The sequence below is a fragment of the Streptomyces misionensis genome, assembly GCF_007896895.1.
Taxonomy (GTDB): domain Bacteria; phylum Actinomycetota; class Actinomycetes; order Streptomycetales; family Streptomycetaceae; genus Streptomyces; species Streptomyces misionensis_A.
Genome location: NZ_VOGW01000044.1, coordinates 1 through 14809, shown reverse-complemented (window position 1 = coordinate 14809; position 14809 = coordinate 1). Strand labels below are relative to the sequence as shown.

Below are 14809 nucleotides of genomic sequence, written 5' to 3'. Positions count from 1 at the left end.
GCGGCGGCGGGCCGTGGCGTACGGCCCGCCACTCCTGTTCTTCCGACGCCGGTTGGCCGGCGCGTGACATGCGCCCGGAGAGCGGATGTGCGGTTGCTGAACGGGTGGGGGTGCCGGGCGAACCCCCGGTGGGTGCGGGTCAGTTGTTCGCGACGAAGTCTACGACCAACCGGTTGAACTCGTCGGCGTGCTCGATCATCGCCCAGTGGCCGCAGTGGTTGAGCACGACCAGCCGGCTGTTCGGGATGTTCGCCAGCAGGAACAGCGAGTTCTCGTAGGAGACGACGCGGTCGTCGCGGCCGTGGATGAGCAGGGTCGGCACCTGGATGGCCGGCAGCAGCTCGGGCTTGACCCACTTGGGCAGCGGCGCGCCCCCTGGCAGGCCGTCCACGTAGTTGCGCAGGTGCTCGGGCCGGGCGAGCGCGGCGTCGGAGCGGGCCTTGCACAGCTCGAGGGTGGCGAAGCGGGCCTTGTCGTAGACCATGATCTCGACGAGGCGGCGCATGTTCTCGGGGCTCGCGTCCCGGTAGGCCTCGATCAGCACCTTGAGTCCCTCGGAGGGGCCGTCGCCGGCGCCGAAGAGGGTGGGCATCCGGCCGACCGGCGGGCCCATGGTGACCAGGTGCGAGATGCGGTCGGGGTGCTCGGTGGCGAGCCGCAGCGAGGTCTGGCCGCCCATCGAGTTGCCGACGAACGCGGCCTTGTCGATGCCGAGGGCGTCCAGGAACTGGATCGCCGCCGTGACATGGTCGAGCCGGTCGACGGTGGCCGCGGACGACTCGCCCCAGCCGGGCATGTCGACGGCGTACACGTGGAAGTGCTCGGCCAGCGCCTCGATGTTGCCGGCGAAGTTGCTCCAGCCGGTCGCGCCGGGCCCGCTGCCGTGCAGCAGCACGAGGGGGTGGCCGGAGCCGGCCTCGTAGTAGCGGAGCGTCCAGTCGGGGGTCTCGACGGTGCGGGCGATGGCGTTCGGGTCCAGGGTCATCAGTGGGCCTCTCCGTGCGGTGCGGGTGCGGCGGCGAGCAGGTCGGCGACGACACCCGGCGGGCGGTGGCCCCAGCTGTGCAGCCTGTCGAGCGTCCTCACCTCCCAGGTCTCGTCATCGATGATCAGCCCGCCCCAGCCGTACTCGACGCTGAAGCCCGAGGGGGTGAAGACGTAGAAGCTGAACATCTGGTCGTTGGGGTGCATGCCGAGGGTCATCTCGAACGGCTGCTTGGCGTCCATGCAGCGGTCGTAGGCGAGACCGACGTCGCGGATGTCGGTGACCTCGACCATGAAGTGGTGGGTCTTCTTCGGCGAGGGCATGTCGCCGAAGGCCACGGTGTGGTGGCGGCCGTTGCAGTGCAGGAAGATCAGGTCGGCGACCACGCCCGGGGCCAGTTCCTCGACGATGATGTCGCTGATCCTGAAGCCGAGCAGGTCGATGTAGAAGCCGAGGTAGGTCTCGCGGGAGACGCCGTGGGCGAGCAGCACCTGGTGTCCCGCGCCGCCGGCGCCGGTGACGAAGCCGCCGAGCAGCTTCGCCGACTCGAACGGGGTGGCGGCGTCGGCGAGACCGGTGACCAGCTCGACGCGGTTGCCCATCGGGTCGGCGGTGACGAAGATCCGCTCCACCTTGCGGGCGGCGGCCAGGGCCTCGCCGCCGTCGGCGACCTCGATCCCGGCGGCGCGCAGCCGGGCGACGAGCGCGTCGAGCGCGGTGGCGTCCGAGACCTCGTAACCGGTGGCGACGAGGTCGTCGGCGGGCCCCTCGGTGACGACCCAGCGGTGGGCCTTCTCGTCGGTGCGCAGCGTGAATCCGTCGTCGGTCCTCTCGCCGTACTGCATGCCCAGCAGTTCGACGCCGAAGTGTTCCCAGTCGGTGAGGCTGCTGACCTCGTAGACGACGTATCCGAGTTCCTTGACTGAGGACATGTCCTTCTCCTTCTCTCGGGCTCTCGGGCTTCTCAGAGCGTGGGGACGGCGAGGCCGCTGACGTCCGCCGCGGCCACGAACCGGTCGGGGCGCACGGCCACCGCGCGGGCGCCGTAGCGGCGCAGCCACGGCAGCAGCGCCTCGTAGAGGTCGACCAGTTCGTCCGGGCCCTGCGTGTACGCCGTCTTGGGCCGGACGGCGAGGTAGCGGGCGCCGAGCGCGTCCCAGCCGGCCTTCTCCTCGGGCGTCAGCAGGGTCGCGGGGTCGATGTCGTCGCCGAGCAGGACGAAGCCGTGGCCGAGGAGGTCGTCGAGGCGGGCCATCCGGCCGGCGGTGTCGCCCATGACGGGCTGCGGCACCATCCGGCCGACGACGCTGGCGTCGCCCAGCGGGCCCCGCAGCCAGCCGCCCTCCAGCACCGGCGGGGCGATCAGCGGCGGCTCGTACGGGGTGACCGTGTTCTCGGGCACCGCGTTCATCGCCGCCTGCTCCTCCTCGGAGGCCTCCCGCTTGATGACGCGCCCGAGGCCGACCGCGAGAGAGGTGTAGAAGGCGGCGTTCGGGCGCCGCTCGGCCTCGTAGGTGTCGAGCCAGGCCTGGGGCAGCTCGCCCTTGACGACGCGGGCGAGTTTCCAGCCCAGGTTGTGGGCGTCGCGCATGCCGGTCTGCATGCCGGCCCCGGCCCACGGCGGCATCAGGTGGGCCGCGTCGCCGGCCAGGAACACCCGGCCCTGGCGCCAGGTGTCGGCCATGCGCACGTGGTGCCGGTAGAAGGCGTGCTGATGGATGTCGACGTCGTCCTCGGTCACCCCGAGCGCCTTGAGCAGCGGCCACACCTCGGTGCTGGTCGGGTAGTCCTCCGGGGTCTCGTCGGGCTTGAGCGGGATCTCCCAGCGGTGGTTGCCCGCGGACAGGGCGATGTCCACGACCGGGCGCTCCGCGTCGGACCAGAAGGTCAGGAAGTCGCGGTCGGGCCACCAGCGCTTGACGCGGCAGTCGATGACCACCCAGGTGACGGTGTTGGTGTCGCCGTCGAGCCGGCAGCCGATGCGGCCGCGGGTGGCGCTGGAACCGCCGTCGGCGGCGATCGCGTACCGGGTGCGGACGGTGCGCGTCTCACCGGTCGTGGTGTCCGTCGTGGTGAGGGTGACCCCGTCGGCGTCCTGGTCGATGCCGGTGACCTCGGCGCCGTAGCGGACGGTGACGAGGTCGCCGGCCTCCTGGGCCGCCGCGCGCAGTTCGGCCTCCATCGTGGGCTGGTAGATGTTGTAGAAGCGCGGCGTGCGGCCGAGCGTGGACGGCGGGTGTTCGATCCGCAGGATCTCGGTGCCGTCGTAGGTCATCCAGCGCAGGGCCCGCTGCGGATCGATCTTCTTCTCGACGCGCTCGTCGACGCCGAGGTCCTGGAAGATCCGCATGGTCCAGTCGTTGACGGTGACGGCACGGGCGCGGGGATAGAGGTCCTTGTCCCGTTCCAGGGCGATGGCGCTGACGCCGTGGCGGGCGAGGGTGAGGGCGGCGATCACACCGGTCGGGCCGTACCCGACGATCGCGACATCCGCGTCGTGGCTCTGGGGCATGCGCAGACTCCGTTGTCCTGTCCGCACGTCCCGCGTGCGGAAGTTTTGGACCGATCGGTCGGTCCATTTGCCGGGAGGTTAACAACCCGTCACGGCGATATGTCAAGGGTTGTCAGATGATCAACTGACAAAAGCGGACGGCCGATCGACGCGCGGATCATGGTCCGGGCGGCGCGGCCTAGACTTCGGCAGGTGGAAACGCCCGCGCCGAAAGCGCACACCAGCAACCGCCGGGGCCGGCGGTCACGGCAGGAGATCCTGGACGCGGCCGCACGGGTCATGTCCGTGCGCGGGTACGCCGGCACGTCGATGTCGACGCTCGTCAAGGAGACGGGCCTGCCGAAGAGCGCCTTCTACCACCACTTCGAGTCCAAGGCCGGACTGCTGTCGGCGGTGATGGCGCAGGGCGCGCAGGGCTTCTTCGACGCGATGCGCGACGCGCACCGCGATCCGCCCGAGGGCGGCACGCCGCGCGAGCGCATGCGCTGGTATCTGCTGAGGACCGGTGAGGTCATCGAGAACCGCGAAGAGTTCCTGCGGCTCCTGCTGGTCCTGGTGATGAGCCACGAGGCGGCCGAGGCGCCGGAGGCGCTGCGGACCGTGCGGACCGTCCGCGACGAGGGCCGCACCTATATGCGGCACATGATCCGTTCCGCCTTCGCGGGCGCGGGCGGGGCGGCGGCCGACGCGGTCGCGGACGCCCTGGCCCCCTTCGGCATGGCGGGGTTCGACGGCGCCTTCGTCTCCTTCCAGTCCGCGGACGGCATTCCGATCGCGCGGTTCATGACGGAACTGGCCGACGGCCTGGTGTCGCTCGGCGAGGCCCTCCTGCCCGGCCGCTGAGCCGGCCACGGTTCAGGCGGCCTGGTCCGCGCGCTCGGCGACCAGCGTGAGCGCCACGTCGACGATCATGTCCTCCTGGCCGCCCACGAGACGGCGCCGGCCGCACTCCACGAGGATGTCGCGCACGTCGAGGCCGTAGCGCTCGGCGGCGGCCTCCGCGTGCCGCAGGAACGACGAGTAGACACCGGCGTAGCCCAGGGTGAGGGTCTCGCGGTCGACGCGCACCGGTCGGTCCTGGAGCGGCCGGACGATGTCGTCGGCGGCGTCCTGGAGCCCGAACAGATCGCAGCCGTGCTCGAAGCCCGAGATGTTCGCGACCGCGATGAACGCCTCCAGCGGGCAGTTGCCCGCGCCCGCGCCGTGCCCGGCGAGCGACGCGTCGACGCGGCGCACCCCGTTCTCCACCGCGACGACCGAGTTCGCGACCGCCAGCGAGAGGTTCTCGTGGGCGTGGATACCGATCTCGGTGCCGGCGTCCAGGACGTCACGGTAGGCCCGTACCCGCGCGGCCACGTCGTTCATGGTGAGCCGGCCGCCGGAGTCGGTGACGTAGACGCAGTGCGCGCCGTAGGACTCCATCAGCTTGGCCTGCCGGGCCAGTTCCTCGGGCGGGGCCATGTGGGACAGCATCAGGAAGCCCGACACGTCCATGCCCAGTTCCCGCGCGGCGGCGATGTGCTGGGCCGAGATGTCGGCCTCGGTGCAGTGCGTGGCGACGCGGACCGAGCGGACGCCCAGTTCGTGGGCGCGCTTCAGCTCGTGGATGGTGCCGACGCCGGGCAGCAGCAGGGTGGTGAGGCGGGCGCGCTCCAGCACGGAGGCCGCCGCCTCGATCCACTCCCAGTCCGTGTGCGAGCCGGGGCCGTAGTTGACCGAGCCCCCCGCGAGGCCGTCGCCGTGCGCGACCTCGATGGCGTCGACGCCGGCCCGGTCGAGCGCGGCGACGACGCGTGCGACGTCCTCGGGAGTGATCCGGTGCCGTACGGCGTGCATGCCGTCGCGCAGGGTCACGTCCTGGACGAAGATCGGGGTGCCCATCAGCGGCCCGCCTTCCGTGCTGCGATGCGCTCCGCGACCTGGAGGCCGGCGGAGGTCATGATGTCGAGGTTGCCGGCGTAGGCCGGAAGGTAGTGCGCGGCGCCCTCGACCTCGAGGAAGACCGACACCTGGTGGGTGGGCAGGGCGGCGCCGCCGTCGGACAGGAGCGTGCCCACCGGCTGGTCGGCGGGCAGCTCGGTGATCTGCACCTGCTGCTTGAGCCGGTAGCCGGGGACGTACGCGGCGACGTCGGCGACCATCTTCTGCACCGACCGGCGGATCTCGTCGTGCGTCGCCGGGTCCGGTGCCGTCACCAGGCAGAAGACCGTGTCGCGCATCATCAGCGGCGGCTCGGCGGGGTTGAGGACGATGATCGCCTTGCCGCGGCGGGCACCGCCGACCCGCTCGATGGCGGCCGAGGTGGTCTCGGTGAACTCGTCGATGTTGGCGCGGGTGCCCGGACCGGCCGACTTCGACGCGATGGAGGCGACGATCTCGGCGTACGCGACCGGCACGACGCGGCCGACCGCGGCGACGACCGGGATCGTGGCCTGGCCGCCGCAGGTGACCATGTTGACGTCGGGCGCGTCCAGGTGCTCTTCGAGGTTGACGGCGGGGACGACGTACGGGCCGATGGCGGCCGGCGTCAGGTCGATCAGCCGCTTCCCGAGGGGCAGCAGCGTGGCGGCGTTCGCCTCGTGGGCCTTGGCGGAGGTGGCGTCGAAGACGATCTCGATCTCGTCGAAGCCCGGCAGCGCGACCAGCCCGTCCACGCCCTCGTGGGTGACCGGCACGCCGAGCCGGGCGGCACGGGCCAGCCCGTCCGAGGCCGGATCGATGCCGACCATCGCGCCCATCTCCAGGTGCCGCGACCCGCGCAGCACCTTGATCATCAGGTCGGTGCCGATGTTGCCCGAGCCGATGATCGCGACCTTCGTCCTGCTCATGCTGCTCCCTCGCTGAAGCGGACTGTGACGGCGCCGAGGCCGGACAGGGTGGCGGTGACGGTGTCACCGGCGGCGACCGGGCGCATCGGGCCGAGGGCCCCGGAGAGGACGACCTGGCCGGCGCGCAGCGGCTCGCCGAGTTCGCGGGCGGTGCGGGCGAGCCAGACGACCGCCTCGACCGGGTCGCCGAGGCAGTCCGCGCCGGACCCGGTGGAGACCTCCTCGCCGTTGACGGTCATCGTCATGGCGACGGCCACCGGATCGAACGCGTCGAGTCCGAGGCGCTGCTCCCCGAGCACGTACGCGCCCGCGGAGGCGTTGTCGGCGACGGTGTCGCCGAAGCTGATGTCCCATCCGGCGATCCGGCTGCCGCAGATCTCCAGCGCGGGCACGGCGTACGCGATGGCCGCGGCGACCTGCTCGCGGGTGAGCGCGCCGTCGGCCAGGTCGGCGCCCAGCACGAAGGCGATCTCCGCCTCGGCCCGCGGCTGGAGGACCTCGCCGAACGGGATGGTGTCGCCCTCGGCGTACGCCATGTCGTCGAAGAGGAACCCGAAGTCGGGCCGGTCGACGCCGAGCTGCCGCTGCACGGCCTCGGAGGTGAGCCCGATCTTGCGGCCGACGACCGCCGCGCCCGCGGCGAGCCGCCGCTCGGTGAGCCGGTCCTGCACGGCGTACGCGGCGGCCAGGTCGTCCCGGCCGATCAGGTCGCGCACCGGCGCGCACGGCACGCCGGAGGCGAGGGCCTCGGCGATGCGCTCGGCCGCGGCCGCGATGTCGGAGGGGCTCGCGGGGGCGAGCCGATTGCTTTCGTCCACGCCCCTCACTGTGCGGTCGGCCGAACCCCTCGGACCAGCACTTCGTCTCGCTCAGCGATACGCTGGCGGACATGACCGAGACGGCCGACCTGAACACGGTGCTGGGCAAGGCGGTGACGATCCTGCGCGCCTTCCGGCCCGACGACCAGGCCGTGAGCCTCGCGGAACTGGTACAGCGCACCGGCCTGCACAAGGCGACGGTGCACCGGCTCTCCGGAGAGCTGGTCGCCAACCGGCTGCTGGAGCGGACCGACGGCGGGTACCGGCTCAGCGGCGGCCTCTTCGAACTCGGCATGCTCGCCTCGCTGGAGCGCAGCCTCCTCGAAGTGGCGATGCCCTTCCTCCAGGACCTCTACGAACGCACGCACGAAACCGTGCACCTCGGGCTGCGCGAGGGCCATGACGTCGTCTACGTCGCCAAGATCGGCGGGCACCGCCAGGCCAGGGTGCCCTCGCGCACCGGCGGGCGGATGCCGCTGCACTGCACCGCGATCGGCAAGGCGCTGCTCGCGCACGCGGACGCCGACCTGCGGCGCGCGGTGCTCACCGGGCCGCTGGAGCGCCGTACCCCGCACACCGTGGTGGCACCGGGCATCCTGCGCCGTCAGTTGCAGCGGGTGACCGAGACGGGGGTGGCGTTCGAGCGGGAGGAGTCCGCCGTGGGGCTGGTGTGCGTGGCCGCGCCCGTCCTCGGCCGTCAGGACGAGCCGCTGGCCGCGATCAGCGTGGCCGGACCGGGCAGCCGGTTCCGCCCCGAGGCCCAGGCGACGGCGGTGCGCGCGGCGGCCGCGGCGCTGGGCAGCACCCTGATCCGGCGCGACTTCCTGCGCTGAACCCCGTCGGGACGTGCGTGCCGGACCGCCCGCGGACATGCGAGACGGGGCCGGGGAGCACCGTCCCGACCCCGCCCGTCCGCACGAAGCCGGCGAACGTCTGTGTGTCGTACCGACCGCTTCCGCGTGCTGCTAACGCTTCCCGGCCTTGCGGGTCGCCCGCAGCCACTCCTTGTTCATGCTCGTGATGGACATCAGCGGGATGCCCTTGGGGCAGGCCGTGGCGCACTCCCCCGTCAGCGTGCAGCCGCCGAAGCCTTCCGCGTCCATCTGCGTCACCATGTCGAGCACCCGCGTCTCCCGCTCGGGCGCCCCCTGCGGCAGCACGTTGAGGTGGTTGATCTTCGCGGAGGTGAACAGCATCGCCGCGCCGTTGGGGCAGGCGGCCACACACGCGCCGCAGCCGATGCACTCGGCGTGCTCGAAGGCGAAGTCGGCGTCCGCCTTGGGCACCGGCGTGGCGTGGGCCTCCGGCGCGGAGCCGGTGGGCGCGGTGATGTAGCCGCCGGCCTGGATGATCCGGTCGAAGGCGGAGCGGTCCACCACGAGGTCCTTGATCACCGGGAACGCGGCGGCCCGCCACGGCTCGATGTCGATGGTGTCGCCGTCCTTGAAGGACCGCATGTGCAGCTGGCAGGTGGTGGTCCGCTCGGGCCCGTGGGCGTCGCCGTTGATCACGAGGGAACAGGCGCCGCAGATGCCCTCGCGGCAGTCGTGGTCGAAGGCGACGGGGTCCTCGCCGGAGAGGATGAGCTGTTCGTTGAGGACGTCCAGCATCTCCAGGAAGGACATGTCGGGCGAGATGCCGTCCACCTCGTAGGTGGACATGGTGCCGTCGGCGTCGGCGTTCTTCTGCCGCCAGACGCGCAGGGTGAGCTTCATGCGTAGCTCCGCTGGGTGGGGTGGACGTACTCGAAGACCAGGTCTTCCTTGTGCAGGACGGGAGCGGCGCCCGTACCGGCGAACTCCCAGGCGGCCGCGTACGCGAACTCCTCGTCCTTGCGGGCTGCTTCGCCGTCCGGGGTCTGGGACTCCTCGCGGAAGTGGCCGCCGCAGGACTCGGCGCGGTGCAGCGCGTCGAGGCACATCAGCTCGGCGAGTTCGAGGTAGTCGACGATGCGGTTGGCCTTCTCCAGCGACTGGTTGAACTCCTCGCCGGTGCCGGGGACCTTGATCCGCCGCCAGAACTCCTCGCGGATCTGCGGGATGCGCTCCAGGGCCTTGCGCAGGCCCTGCTCGGTGCGCGCCATGCCGCAGAACTCCCACATCAGCTCGCCGAGTTCGCGGTGGAAGGAGTCGGGGGTGCGGTCTCCGTCGACGGCCAGCAGCAGGTTCAGCCGGTCCTCGGTCTCCGCCAGCACCTCCTGTACCGCCGGGTGTTCGGGGGTGACCGGGTCCTGGTGCGGGTTGCGGGCCAGGTAGTCGTTGATGGTCGCCGGCAGCACGAAGTAGCCGTCGGCCAGGCCCTGCATCAGCGCGGAGGCGCCCAGCCGGTTGGCGCCGTGGTCGGAGAAGTTGGCCTCGCCGACCGCGAACAGGCCCGGGACGGTGGTCTGGAGGTCGTAGTCGACCCACAGCCCGCCCATCGTGTAGTGCACGGCCGGGTAGATGCGCATCGGCACCTCGTACGGGTCCTCGTCGGTGATCCGCTGGTACATGTCGAAGAGGTTGCCGTACTTGGCCTCCACGGCCTTGCGCCCCATGCGCTTGATCGCGTCGGCGAAGTCCAGGTAGACGCCCTGGCCGCCGGGGCCCACGCCCCTGCCCTCGTCGCAGACGTTCTTCGCGGCGCGGGAGGCGATGTCCCGCGGGACCAGGTTGCCGAAGGAGGGGTAGATGCGCTCCAGGTAGTAGTCGCGCTCGTCCTCGGGGATCTGGTTCGGCGGACGGTTGTCGCCCTTGGCCTTGGGCACCCAGATCCGGCCGTCGTTGCGCAGCGACTCGCTCATCAGGGTGAGCTTGGACTGGTGGTCGCCGGTGCGCGGGATGCAGGTCGGGTGGATCTGGGTGAAGCAGGGGTTGGCGAAGTAGGCGCCGCGCCGGTGCGCCCGCCAGATCGCGGTCGCGTTGGAGTTCATGGCGTTGGTCGACAGGTAGAAGACGTTGCCGTAGCCGCCGGAGGCGAGGACGACCGCGTCCGCGAAGTAGGTGTCGATCCGGCCCGTGATCAGGTCCCGGGCCACGATGCCGCGTGCCCGCCCGTCCACGACGATCAGGTCCAGCATCTCGGTGCGCGGGTGCATCTCCACGTTCCCGGCGGCGATCTGCCGGGACAGCGCCTGGTAGGCGCCGAGCAGCAGCTGCTGGCCCGTCTGGCCGCGGGCGTAGAAGGTGCGGGAGACCTGGACACCGCCGAAGGAACGGGTGTCGAGCAGGCCGCCGTACTCGCGGGCGAAGGGCACGCCCTGGGCCACGCACTGGTCGATGATCTCGACGGAGATCTGCGCCAGGCGGTGCACGTTGGACTCGCGGGCGCGGAAGTCGCCGCCCTTGACGGTGTCGTAGAAGAGCCGGTGGATCGAGTCGCCGTCGTTGCGGTAGTTCTTCGCCGCGTTGATGCCGCCCTGCGCCGCGATGGAGTGGGCGCGGCGCGGGGAGTCCTGGTAGCAGAACTGGACGACGTGGTAGCCCTGTTCGGCCAGGGTGGCGCCCGCGGAGCCGCCGGCGAGACCGGTGCCGACCACGATGACGGTGTGCTTGCGCCGGTTGGCGGGGTTGACCAGCTTGGCCTGGAAGCGGCGGGTGTCCCAGCGCTCGTGGATCGGGCCGGCCGGGGCCTTGGTGTCGGCGACCGGTTCGCCGGTGCGGTAGTTCACGTAGTCGGTCATGTCAGCTCACCACTCCGGTCATCACGCCCACGGGTACGGCGATGAAGCCGGCCGTGAGCAGCAGCGCGAGAACGTTGGCGACGGTCTTCAGGGCGCGGTCGCGGGCGCGGCTGCCGACGCCGAGGGTCTGCGCGGCGCTCCAGAAGCCGTGCCGGACGTGCAGGCCGAGCGCGAGCATCGCGACGATGTAGATCACGTTGCCGTACCAGGTGGAGAAGGTGTCCACGACGTTCTGGTACGGGTGGCCCGGCTGGAAGCCGCCGGAGTGCACGGTGCCGGTGGTCAGGTCGAGGATGTGCCACACGATGAACAGGCCGAGGATGATCCCGCCCCAGCGCATGGTGCGGGTGGCGTAGCTCGCCCGGGGCCTCGGGTGCACGTACTTGCTGGGCCGCGCCTTGATGTCGCGGCGGCTGAGCTGGTACGCGGAGGTGGCGTGGGCGACCACGGCGACGACGAGGACGACCCGGATGATCCAGAGCGTCCACTCGTAGTGCATGAAGGGTTCGCCGATGGTGCGCAGCCAGTGGGCGTAGTGGTTGAACTCGCCCGCCCCGAAGTAGATCTTCAGGTTTCCGATCATGTGCACCACCAGGTAGAGCAGCATGATCAGACCGCTGACGGCCATCACCGTCTTCTTGCCGACGGAGGAGTCCCACATCGTGCGTGCCATGGACGGCCGTCGGTCCGTCCGCGTTGCCAGAGCCATGGAACAGCACGCTAGGGCCGAAGGTCCCGATCGGTCCAAGACATGGTGCAGCTTGTTTCCATAGGAAGCGGCTATCGTTGCTGTATGCAGCTCCAGCAGCTCCAGTATTTCGTGGCCGTCGCCGAGGCCCGGCACTTCACCCGGGCCGCCGAGCTGGTGCACGTGGCCCAGCCCTCGCTGTCCCAGCAGATCAAGGCGCTGGAGCGGGAGCTGGGGGCGGATCTGTTCCTGCGCGCGCGGGGCAACATCACGCTCACCGACGCGGGCGAGGCGCTGCTGCCGCTGGCCCGGCGGATCCTCGCGGACGCGGACACCGCCCGGCAGGAGGTGCAGGAACTGGTGCAGCTGCGGCGCGGCCGGGTGCGGCTCGGGGCGACGCCGAGCCTGTGCACGGGCCTGCTGCCGGACGTGCTGCGCGCCTTCCACGACCGCTACCCCGGCATCCGGCTGCTGATCGAGGAGGGCGGCTCGCACGACCTGGTGCGCGAGCTGGCCCGGGGCGCGCTCGACCTGGCGCTGATCGTGCTGCCGCTGCCGCCGTCCTCACCCGCGCTGACCACCCTGGAGGTGCTGCGCGAGGACCTGGTGGTGGTCTCCTCGCCGGAGGCGCCGGCCCCAGGGCGCGGCGGGCGGGTGGTGCGCATCGCCGAGCTGGCGGGCGAGCGTCTGGTGATGTTCCGGCACGGCTACGACCTGCGGGAACTGACCGTGGCGGCGTGCCGCGCCGAGGGCTTCGAGCCGGACTTCGCGGTGGAGGGCGGCGAGATGGACGCGGTGCTGGGGTTCGTCCGGGCGGGCCTGGGGGTGGCGGTCGTGCCGCGGATGGTGGCGACCCGGGCGGGCCTGGGCCTGCGGGTCACCCCGCTGGCCCGCCCCGGCCTGCACCGGACCATCGCCCTGGCCCACCGCACGGACGTCGCTCCACCGCGGGCGGCGCGGGAGCTTCAGCGGATGCTGAGGGAACGGTGAGGGTGCTCGGGCCCCGCGACGGCGGGGCCGGGCCGGCGCGGGGCGCCCGGGGCGGGACTGCCGGTGCGCCGGGCGGTCCGAAGTGCCCCGCGCCCGGCGATCACCCCGGTCAGCTACCCGGCGTACCACCCGCATCCGGCCACCCGGCCCGCGGCGGGCCACACCCGGCCCGTCACCTACGTCCTGCTCATCGCTCTGCCCGCGATCGTCGCCGTCGCGGCCCTCCGCCCGCGCTGACCTGCCGGGCCGCTCAACTCTGGAGGTATCCCTTGTCGGATTGGCTTGTTCTCGTCCTCGGGATGCTGGGGGCCTGCGCCGTGGTGGTCGCCGTGACCTTCCTACGGCACAAGCGGGCACCCGAGGACGAGGATCCCAACGAGACCCCGGACGTCATCGAGTACATGACGATGTGGATCGGCGTGGTCTACGCGATCGTCCTGGGTCTGGCCATCGCGGGCGTGTGGGAGGCCCGTAGCTCCGCGCAGGACTACGTGCAGTCCGAGGCGCAGGCCCTGCACGAGATCTCGGAGCGGGTCCGCGTCTATCCCCCGGACGTGCGTGACCACATCCGGGCTGATGTCAACGCCTATGTGAGCTATGTCGTGCACACCGAGTGGTCGACGATGACCCGCCACGAGCGCGTCACCGACCGCGGTGCCACGCTGCTGCAGAAGGTCCGTCAGGACGTCACGGACTACCGGCCGAAGAACGACTTCGAGGCGCAGGCCTACCAGCCGCTGCTGGACCAGATGACCGCCGCCGACCAGGCGCGCAACGAGCGTGCCGACTCAACCGGGGCCACCATGCCGACCGTGGTGTGGTGGGGGCTGCTCATCGGGGCGGTGATCACCGTCGGCATGGTGTTCGCGCTCCAGATCCGGCGCACCAGGCGGGAGTTGGTGCTGGCCGGGCTGTTCTCCGCGACCATCGCCTTCATGCTCTTCCTCATCTGGGACCTCGACGCCCCCTACAGCCGGGGCATCGCCGTGACCGCCGAGCCGTTCTGGAACCTGTTCCCGGGCATCAAGGGCTGACCGGGCCGACGCGACAGACCCGGACCGGCGGCCCGCGCACGGTGGCCGCCGGTCCGGGGGTTCTTGGGGTCTCAGGCGCGCCTCTCGCCCCTGCGGCGCAGCCAGTAGACGCCACCGCCGATCACGGCCGCGCCGACCAGGGCGCCTCCGATGGCCATGTCGGCGGTCGTCGCACCGCTGGTCCGGCTGCCGCCGATGCCACCGTTGACGCCGCCGATCACGGTGAAGGCCCGAGAACGGGTCAGGGTGTGGCGCTCGCAGCGGATGGTGATGTCGTACCGGCCTGGGCGGGCGTCGCGGTCGACGTAGACGACACCCCGTGAGATGTCGTCGCGGAACGGTGTCAGCGGGGCCGTCCGGAAGGCGCGGGAGGCCATCTGACCACCCCGGCAGCCGTGCACGGTGACGGTGAGCCGGCCTCCGGCGGCGACCACACCGGGCGTGACGACGATGTCGCGCAGGCCCTCGCCGCCGGGCCGGTTGCCGAAGTCGCCGCCGAGGCCGTTGTCGCCGGGACCGCCGAACTCGTCACCCCGTCCGTTCCCGCGCCCCCGCTCGCCGTTGTCGCCCCTGCCGTTGCCGAACTCGTCGCCCCTGCCGTTGCTGCTGATCCGGCCGTTGCCGCTGATGGTGCCGTTGAAGTGGCCCTCGAAGCGGCCGTTGCCGCTGAAGCCGCCGTTGCCGTTGAAGTTGCCGTTGCCTCTGCCGTTGTCACCGCCTCCGAAGTTGCCGCCACCACCACCGCCGCCGCCCCCGAAGTCCCCGTTGCCGTTCCCGAAGTTCCCTACGCCGGTGCCCGGGCCCACGATGCTCCCCGTGCCCGTCCCCCCCGTGGCGCCGCCCCCGTTGCCCATGCCGTCCGCGACGGCCACGGGGGCGGCGAGCCCGAGCACGGCGGCAGCGGTGCACGCGGCCGCCAGGGCGCGTTGGTTTCGCATGTGATCCTCCGCGGAAGGCACCCCGGGGCCCGTCCCCGGTCGATCGGCGAGAAAGCGCCTCCCGCATAGACCCTCGGGCGCGCGGAACACGCCCGCATGTCGAGAATGGTCCGTCCTGGTGATCCGACACACCGCACGACAACCTGACAATCGGATATAGCCGCAGGTCACGGACCGTCAGAAAATTCCTGGGAACGGCAACTCGGATGGCGCACCACGGGGCACGGGTGCCACCCGTTCGCCACTCGGCCCGTCGCAGGGGGCGCGCGCGGCACTTAGCTTTTTCCCATGCGCATCGCACGGGAACAGCGACGGTCGGAGAGGGGACGGCACGGGCCCGCGCCCCGGCTGTCCC

General features: G+C 71.5%; 15 protein-coding genes. 5 read left to right on the top strand and 10 right to left on the bottom strand.

The genetic code is table 11. The features are described from left to right. Window positions 1-139: 139 nt before the first annotated feature. Genes FRZ03_RS07935 through FRZ03_RS07925 form a run of 3 tightly spaced genes read right to left on the bottom strand, consistent with a single transcriptional unit; the run spans window position 140 to window position 3497 of the window. Entirely contained in the window at window positions 140-985 is an 846-nt protein-coding gene (locus tag FRZ03_RS07935; RefSeq protein WP_146464449.1) for an alpha/beta fold hydrolase, read from the bottom strand. Further along, a complete protein-coding gene (locus FRZ03_RS07930) occupies window positions 985-1917 on the bottom strand; it encodes a VOC family protein (protein ID WP_146464448.1) in 933 nt (310 codons plus the stop codon). The genes FRZ03_RS07935 and FRZ03_RS07930 overlap by 1 nt, the downstream gene beginning before the upstream one ends. A 32-nt stretch (window positions 1918-1949) precedes the next feature. Further along, window positions 1950-3497 (bottom strand): bifunctional 3-(3-hydroxy-phenyl)propionate/3-hydroxycinnamic acid hydroxylase, encoded by a 1548-nt coding sequence (locus tag FRZ03_RS07925; protein ID WP_146464447.1) that lies wholly within the window; start codon window positions 3495-3497, stop codon window positions 1950-1952. A 192-nt stretch (window positions 3498-3689) separates the two neighbouring features. Between FRZ03_RS07925 and FRZ03_RS07920 the strand changes: the two genes are divergently transcribed. Further along, window positions 3690-4340 carry a TetR/AcrR family transcriptional regulator gene (locus FRZ03_RS07920; RefSeq protein ID WP_261398694.1) on the top strand — a complete coding sequence of 217 codons (651 nt, stop codon included), beginning with the start codon at window positions 3690-3692 and terminating at the stop codon, window positions 4338-4340. A gap of 12 nt (window positions 4341-4352) precedes the next feature. Here the strand turns inward: FRZ03_RS07920 and dmpG are convergent, their stop codons facing one another. The 3 genes from dmpG to FRZ03_RS07905 are packed head-to-tail and all read right to left on the bottom strand — an operon-like array spanning window position 4353 to window position 7143. Continuing rightward, window positions 4353-5378, bottom strand: a complete 1026-nt coding sequence (dmpG, locus tag FRZ03_RS07915; protein ID WP_146464445.1) for a 4-hydroxy-2-oxovalerate aldolase — start codon at window positions 5376-5378, stop codon at window positions 4353-4355. Continuing rightward, window positions 5378-6325, bottom strand: a complete 948-nt coding sequence (locus FRZ03_RS07910; protein ID WP_146464444.1) for an acetaldehyde dehydrogenase (acetylating) — start codon at window positions 6323-6325, stop codon at window positions 5378-5380. The genes dmpG and FRZ03_RS07910 overlap by 1 nt, the downstream gene beginning before the upstream one ends. Then, window positions 6322-7143: a 2-keto-4-pentenoate hydratase gene (locus FRZ03_RS07905; RefSeq protein ID WP_146464443.1), complete on the bottom strand. Its 822-nt coding sequence runs from the start codon at window positions 7141-7143 to the stop codon at window positions 6322-6324. The genes FRZ03_RS07910 and FRZ03_RS07905 overlap by 4 nt, the downstream gene beginning before the upstream one ends. 71 nt (window positions 7144-7214) lie before the next feature. On the opposite strand from FRZ03_RS07905, the gene FRZ03_RS07900 reads away from it, so the two are divergent. Next, window positions 7215-7976: an IclR family transcriptional regulator gene (locus FRZ03_RS07900; protein ID WP_146464442.1), complete on the top strand. Its 762-nt coding sequence runs from the start codon at window positions 7215-7217 to the stop codon at window positions 7974-7976. A 132-nt stretch (window positions 7977-8108) separates the two neighbouring features. On the opposite strand, the gene FRZ03_RS07895 is transcribed toward FRZ03_RS07900, so the two are convergent. From FRZ03_RS07895 to FRZ03_RS07885, 3 genes are read right to left on the bottom strand one after another with little or no spacing between them, the layout of a single operon-like run. Beyond that, a complete protein-coding gene (locus tag FRZ03_RS07895) occupies window positions 8109-8858 on the bottom strand; it encodes a succinate dehydrogenase/fumarate reductase iron-sulfur subunit (RefSeq protein WP_146464441.1) in 750 nt (249 codons plus the stop codon). Next, window positions 8855-10804: a fumarate reductase/succinate dehydrogenase flavoprotein subunit gene (locus FRZ03_RS07890; protein ID WP_146464440.1), complete on the bottom strand. Its 1950-nt coding sequence runs from the start codon at window positions 10802-10804 to the stop codon at window positions 8855-8857. Before FRZ03_RS07890 ends, FRZ03_RS07895 begins: the two co-directional genes overlap by 4 nt. 1 nt (window position 10805) lies before the next feature. After that, window positions 10806-11477 carry a succinate dehydrogenase gene (locus tag FRZ03_RS07885; RefSeq protein WP_146464439.1) on the bottom strand — a complete coding sequence of 224 codons (672 nt, stop codon included), beginning with the start codon at window positions 11475-11477 and terminating at the stop codon, window positions 10806-10808. A 120-nt stretch (window positions 11478-11597) separates the two neighbouring features. Here FRZ03_RS07885 and FRZ03_RS07880 point away from each other — a divergent pair, with 120 nt between their 5' ends. The 3 genes from FRZ03_RS07880 to FRZ03_RS07875 all read left to right on the top strand — a co-directional run bounded on the left by FRZ03_RS07880 (window position 11598) and on the right by FRZ03_RS07875 (window position 13516). Beyond that, window positions 11598-12482 (top strand): LysR family transcriptional regulator, encoded by an 885-nt coding sequence (locus FRZ03_RS07880; protein ID WP_146464438.1) that lies wholly within the window; start codon window positions 11598-11600, stop codon window positions 12480-12482. A 63-nt stretch (window positions 12483-12545) separates the two neighbouring features. Continuing rightward, window positions 12546-12719, top strand: a complete 174-nt coding sequence (locus FRZ03_RS38895) for a hypothetical protein (protein ID WP_186785304.1) — start codon at window positions 12546-12548, stop codon at window positions 12717-12719. 32 nt (window positions 12720-12751) lie between these two features. Next, window positions 12752-13516 carry a bestrophin-like domain gene (locus tag FRZ03_RS07875; RefSeq protein WP_146464437.1) on the top strand — a complete coding sequence of 255 codons (765 nt, stop codon included), beginning with the start codon at window positions 12752-12754 and terminating at the stop codon, window positions 13514-13516. Between the two features lie 71 nt (window positions 13517-13587). Here FRZ03_RS07875 and FRZ03_RS07870 read toward each other — a convergent pair whose 3' ends face one another. Then, window positions 13588-14454, bottom strand: a complete 867-nt coding sequence (locus tag FRZ03_RS07870) for a hypothetical protein (protein ID WP_146464498.1) — start codon at window positions 14452-14454, stop codon at window positions 13588-13590. Window positions 14455-14809: the final 355 nt, after the last annotated feature.

Bases quoted from the DNA above. Each gene is read 5' to 3' on its own strand.
- FRZ03_RS07880 (WP_146464438.1), top strand. From the start codon at position 11,598: ATGCAGCTCCAGCAGCTCCAGTATTTCGTGGCCGTCGCCGAGGCCCGG.
- FRZ03_RS07900 (WP_146464442.1), top strand. From the start codon at position 7,215: ATGACCGAGACGGCCGACCTGAACACGGTGCTGGGCAAGGCGGTGACG.
- FRZ03_RS07910 (WP_146464444.1), bottom strand. From the start codon at position 6,325: ATGAGCAGGACGAAGGTCGCGATCATCGGCTCGGGCAACATCGGCACC.
- FRZ03_RS07870 (WP_146464498.1), bottom strand. From the start codon at position 14,454: ATGCGAAACCAACGCGCCCTGGCGGCCGCGTGCACCGCTGCCGCCGTG.
- dmpG (WP_146464445.1), bottom strand. From the start codon at position 5,378: ATGGGCACCCCGATCTTCGTCCAGGACGTGACCCTGCGCGACGGCATG.
- FRZ03_RS07925 (WP_146464447.1), bottom strand. From the start codon at position 3,497: ATGCCCCAGAGCCACGACGCGGATGTCGCGATCGTCGGGTACGGCCCG.
- FRZ03_RS07930 (WP_146464448.1), bottom strand. From the start codon at position 1,917: ATGTCCTCAGTCAAGGAACTCGGATACGTCGTCTACGAGGTCAGCAGC.
- FRZ03_RS07890 (WP_146464440.1), bottom strand. From the start codon at position 10,804: ATGACCGACTACGTGAACTACCGCACCGGCGAACCGGTCGCCGACACC.
- FRZ03_RS07935 (WP_146464449.1), bottom strand. From the start codon at position 985: ATGACCCTGGACCCGAACGCCATCGCCCGCACCGTCGAGACCCCCGAC.
- FRZ03_RS07885 (WP_146464439.1), bottom strand. From the start codon at position 11,477: ATGGCACGCACGATGTGGGACTCCTCCGTCGGCAAGAAGACGGTGATG.
- FRZ03_RS07895 (WP_146464441.1), bottom strand. From the start codon at position 8,858: ATGAAGCTCACCCTGCGCGTCTGGCGGCAGAAGAACGCCGACGCCGAC.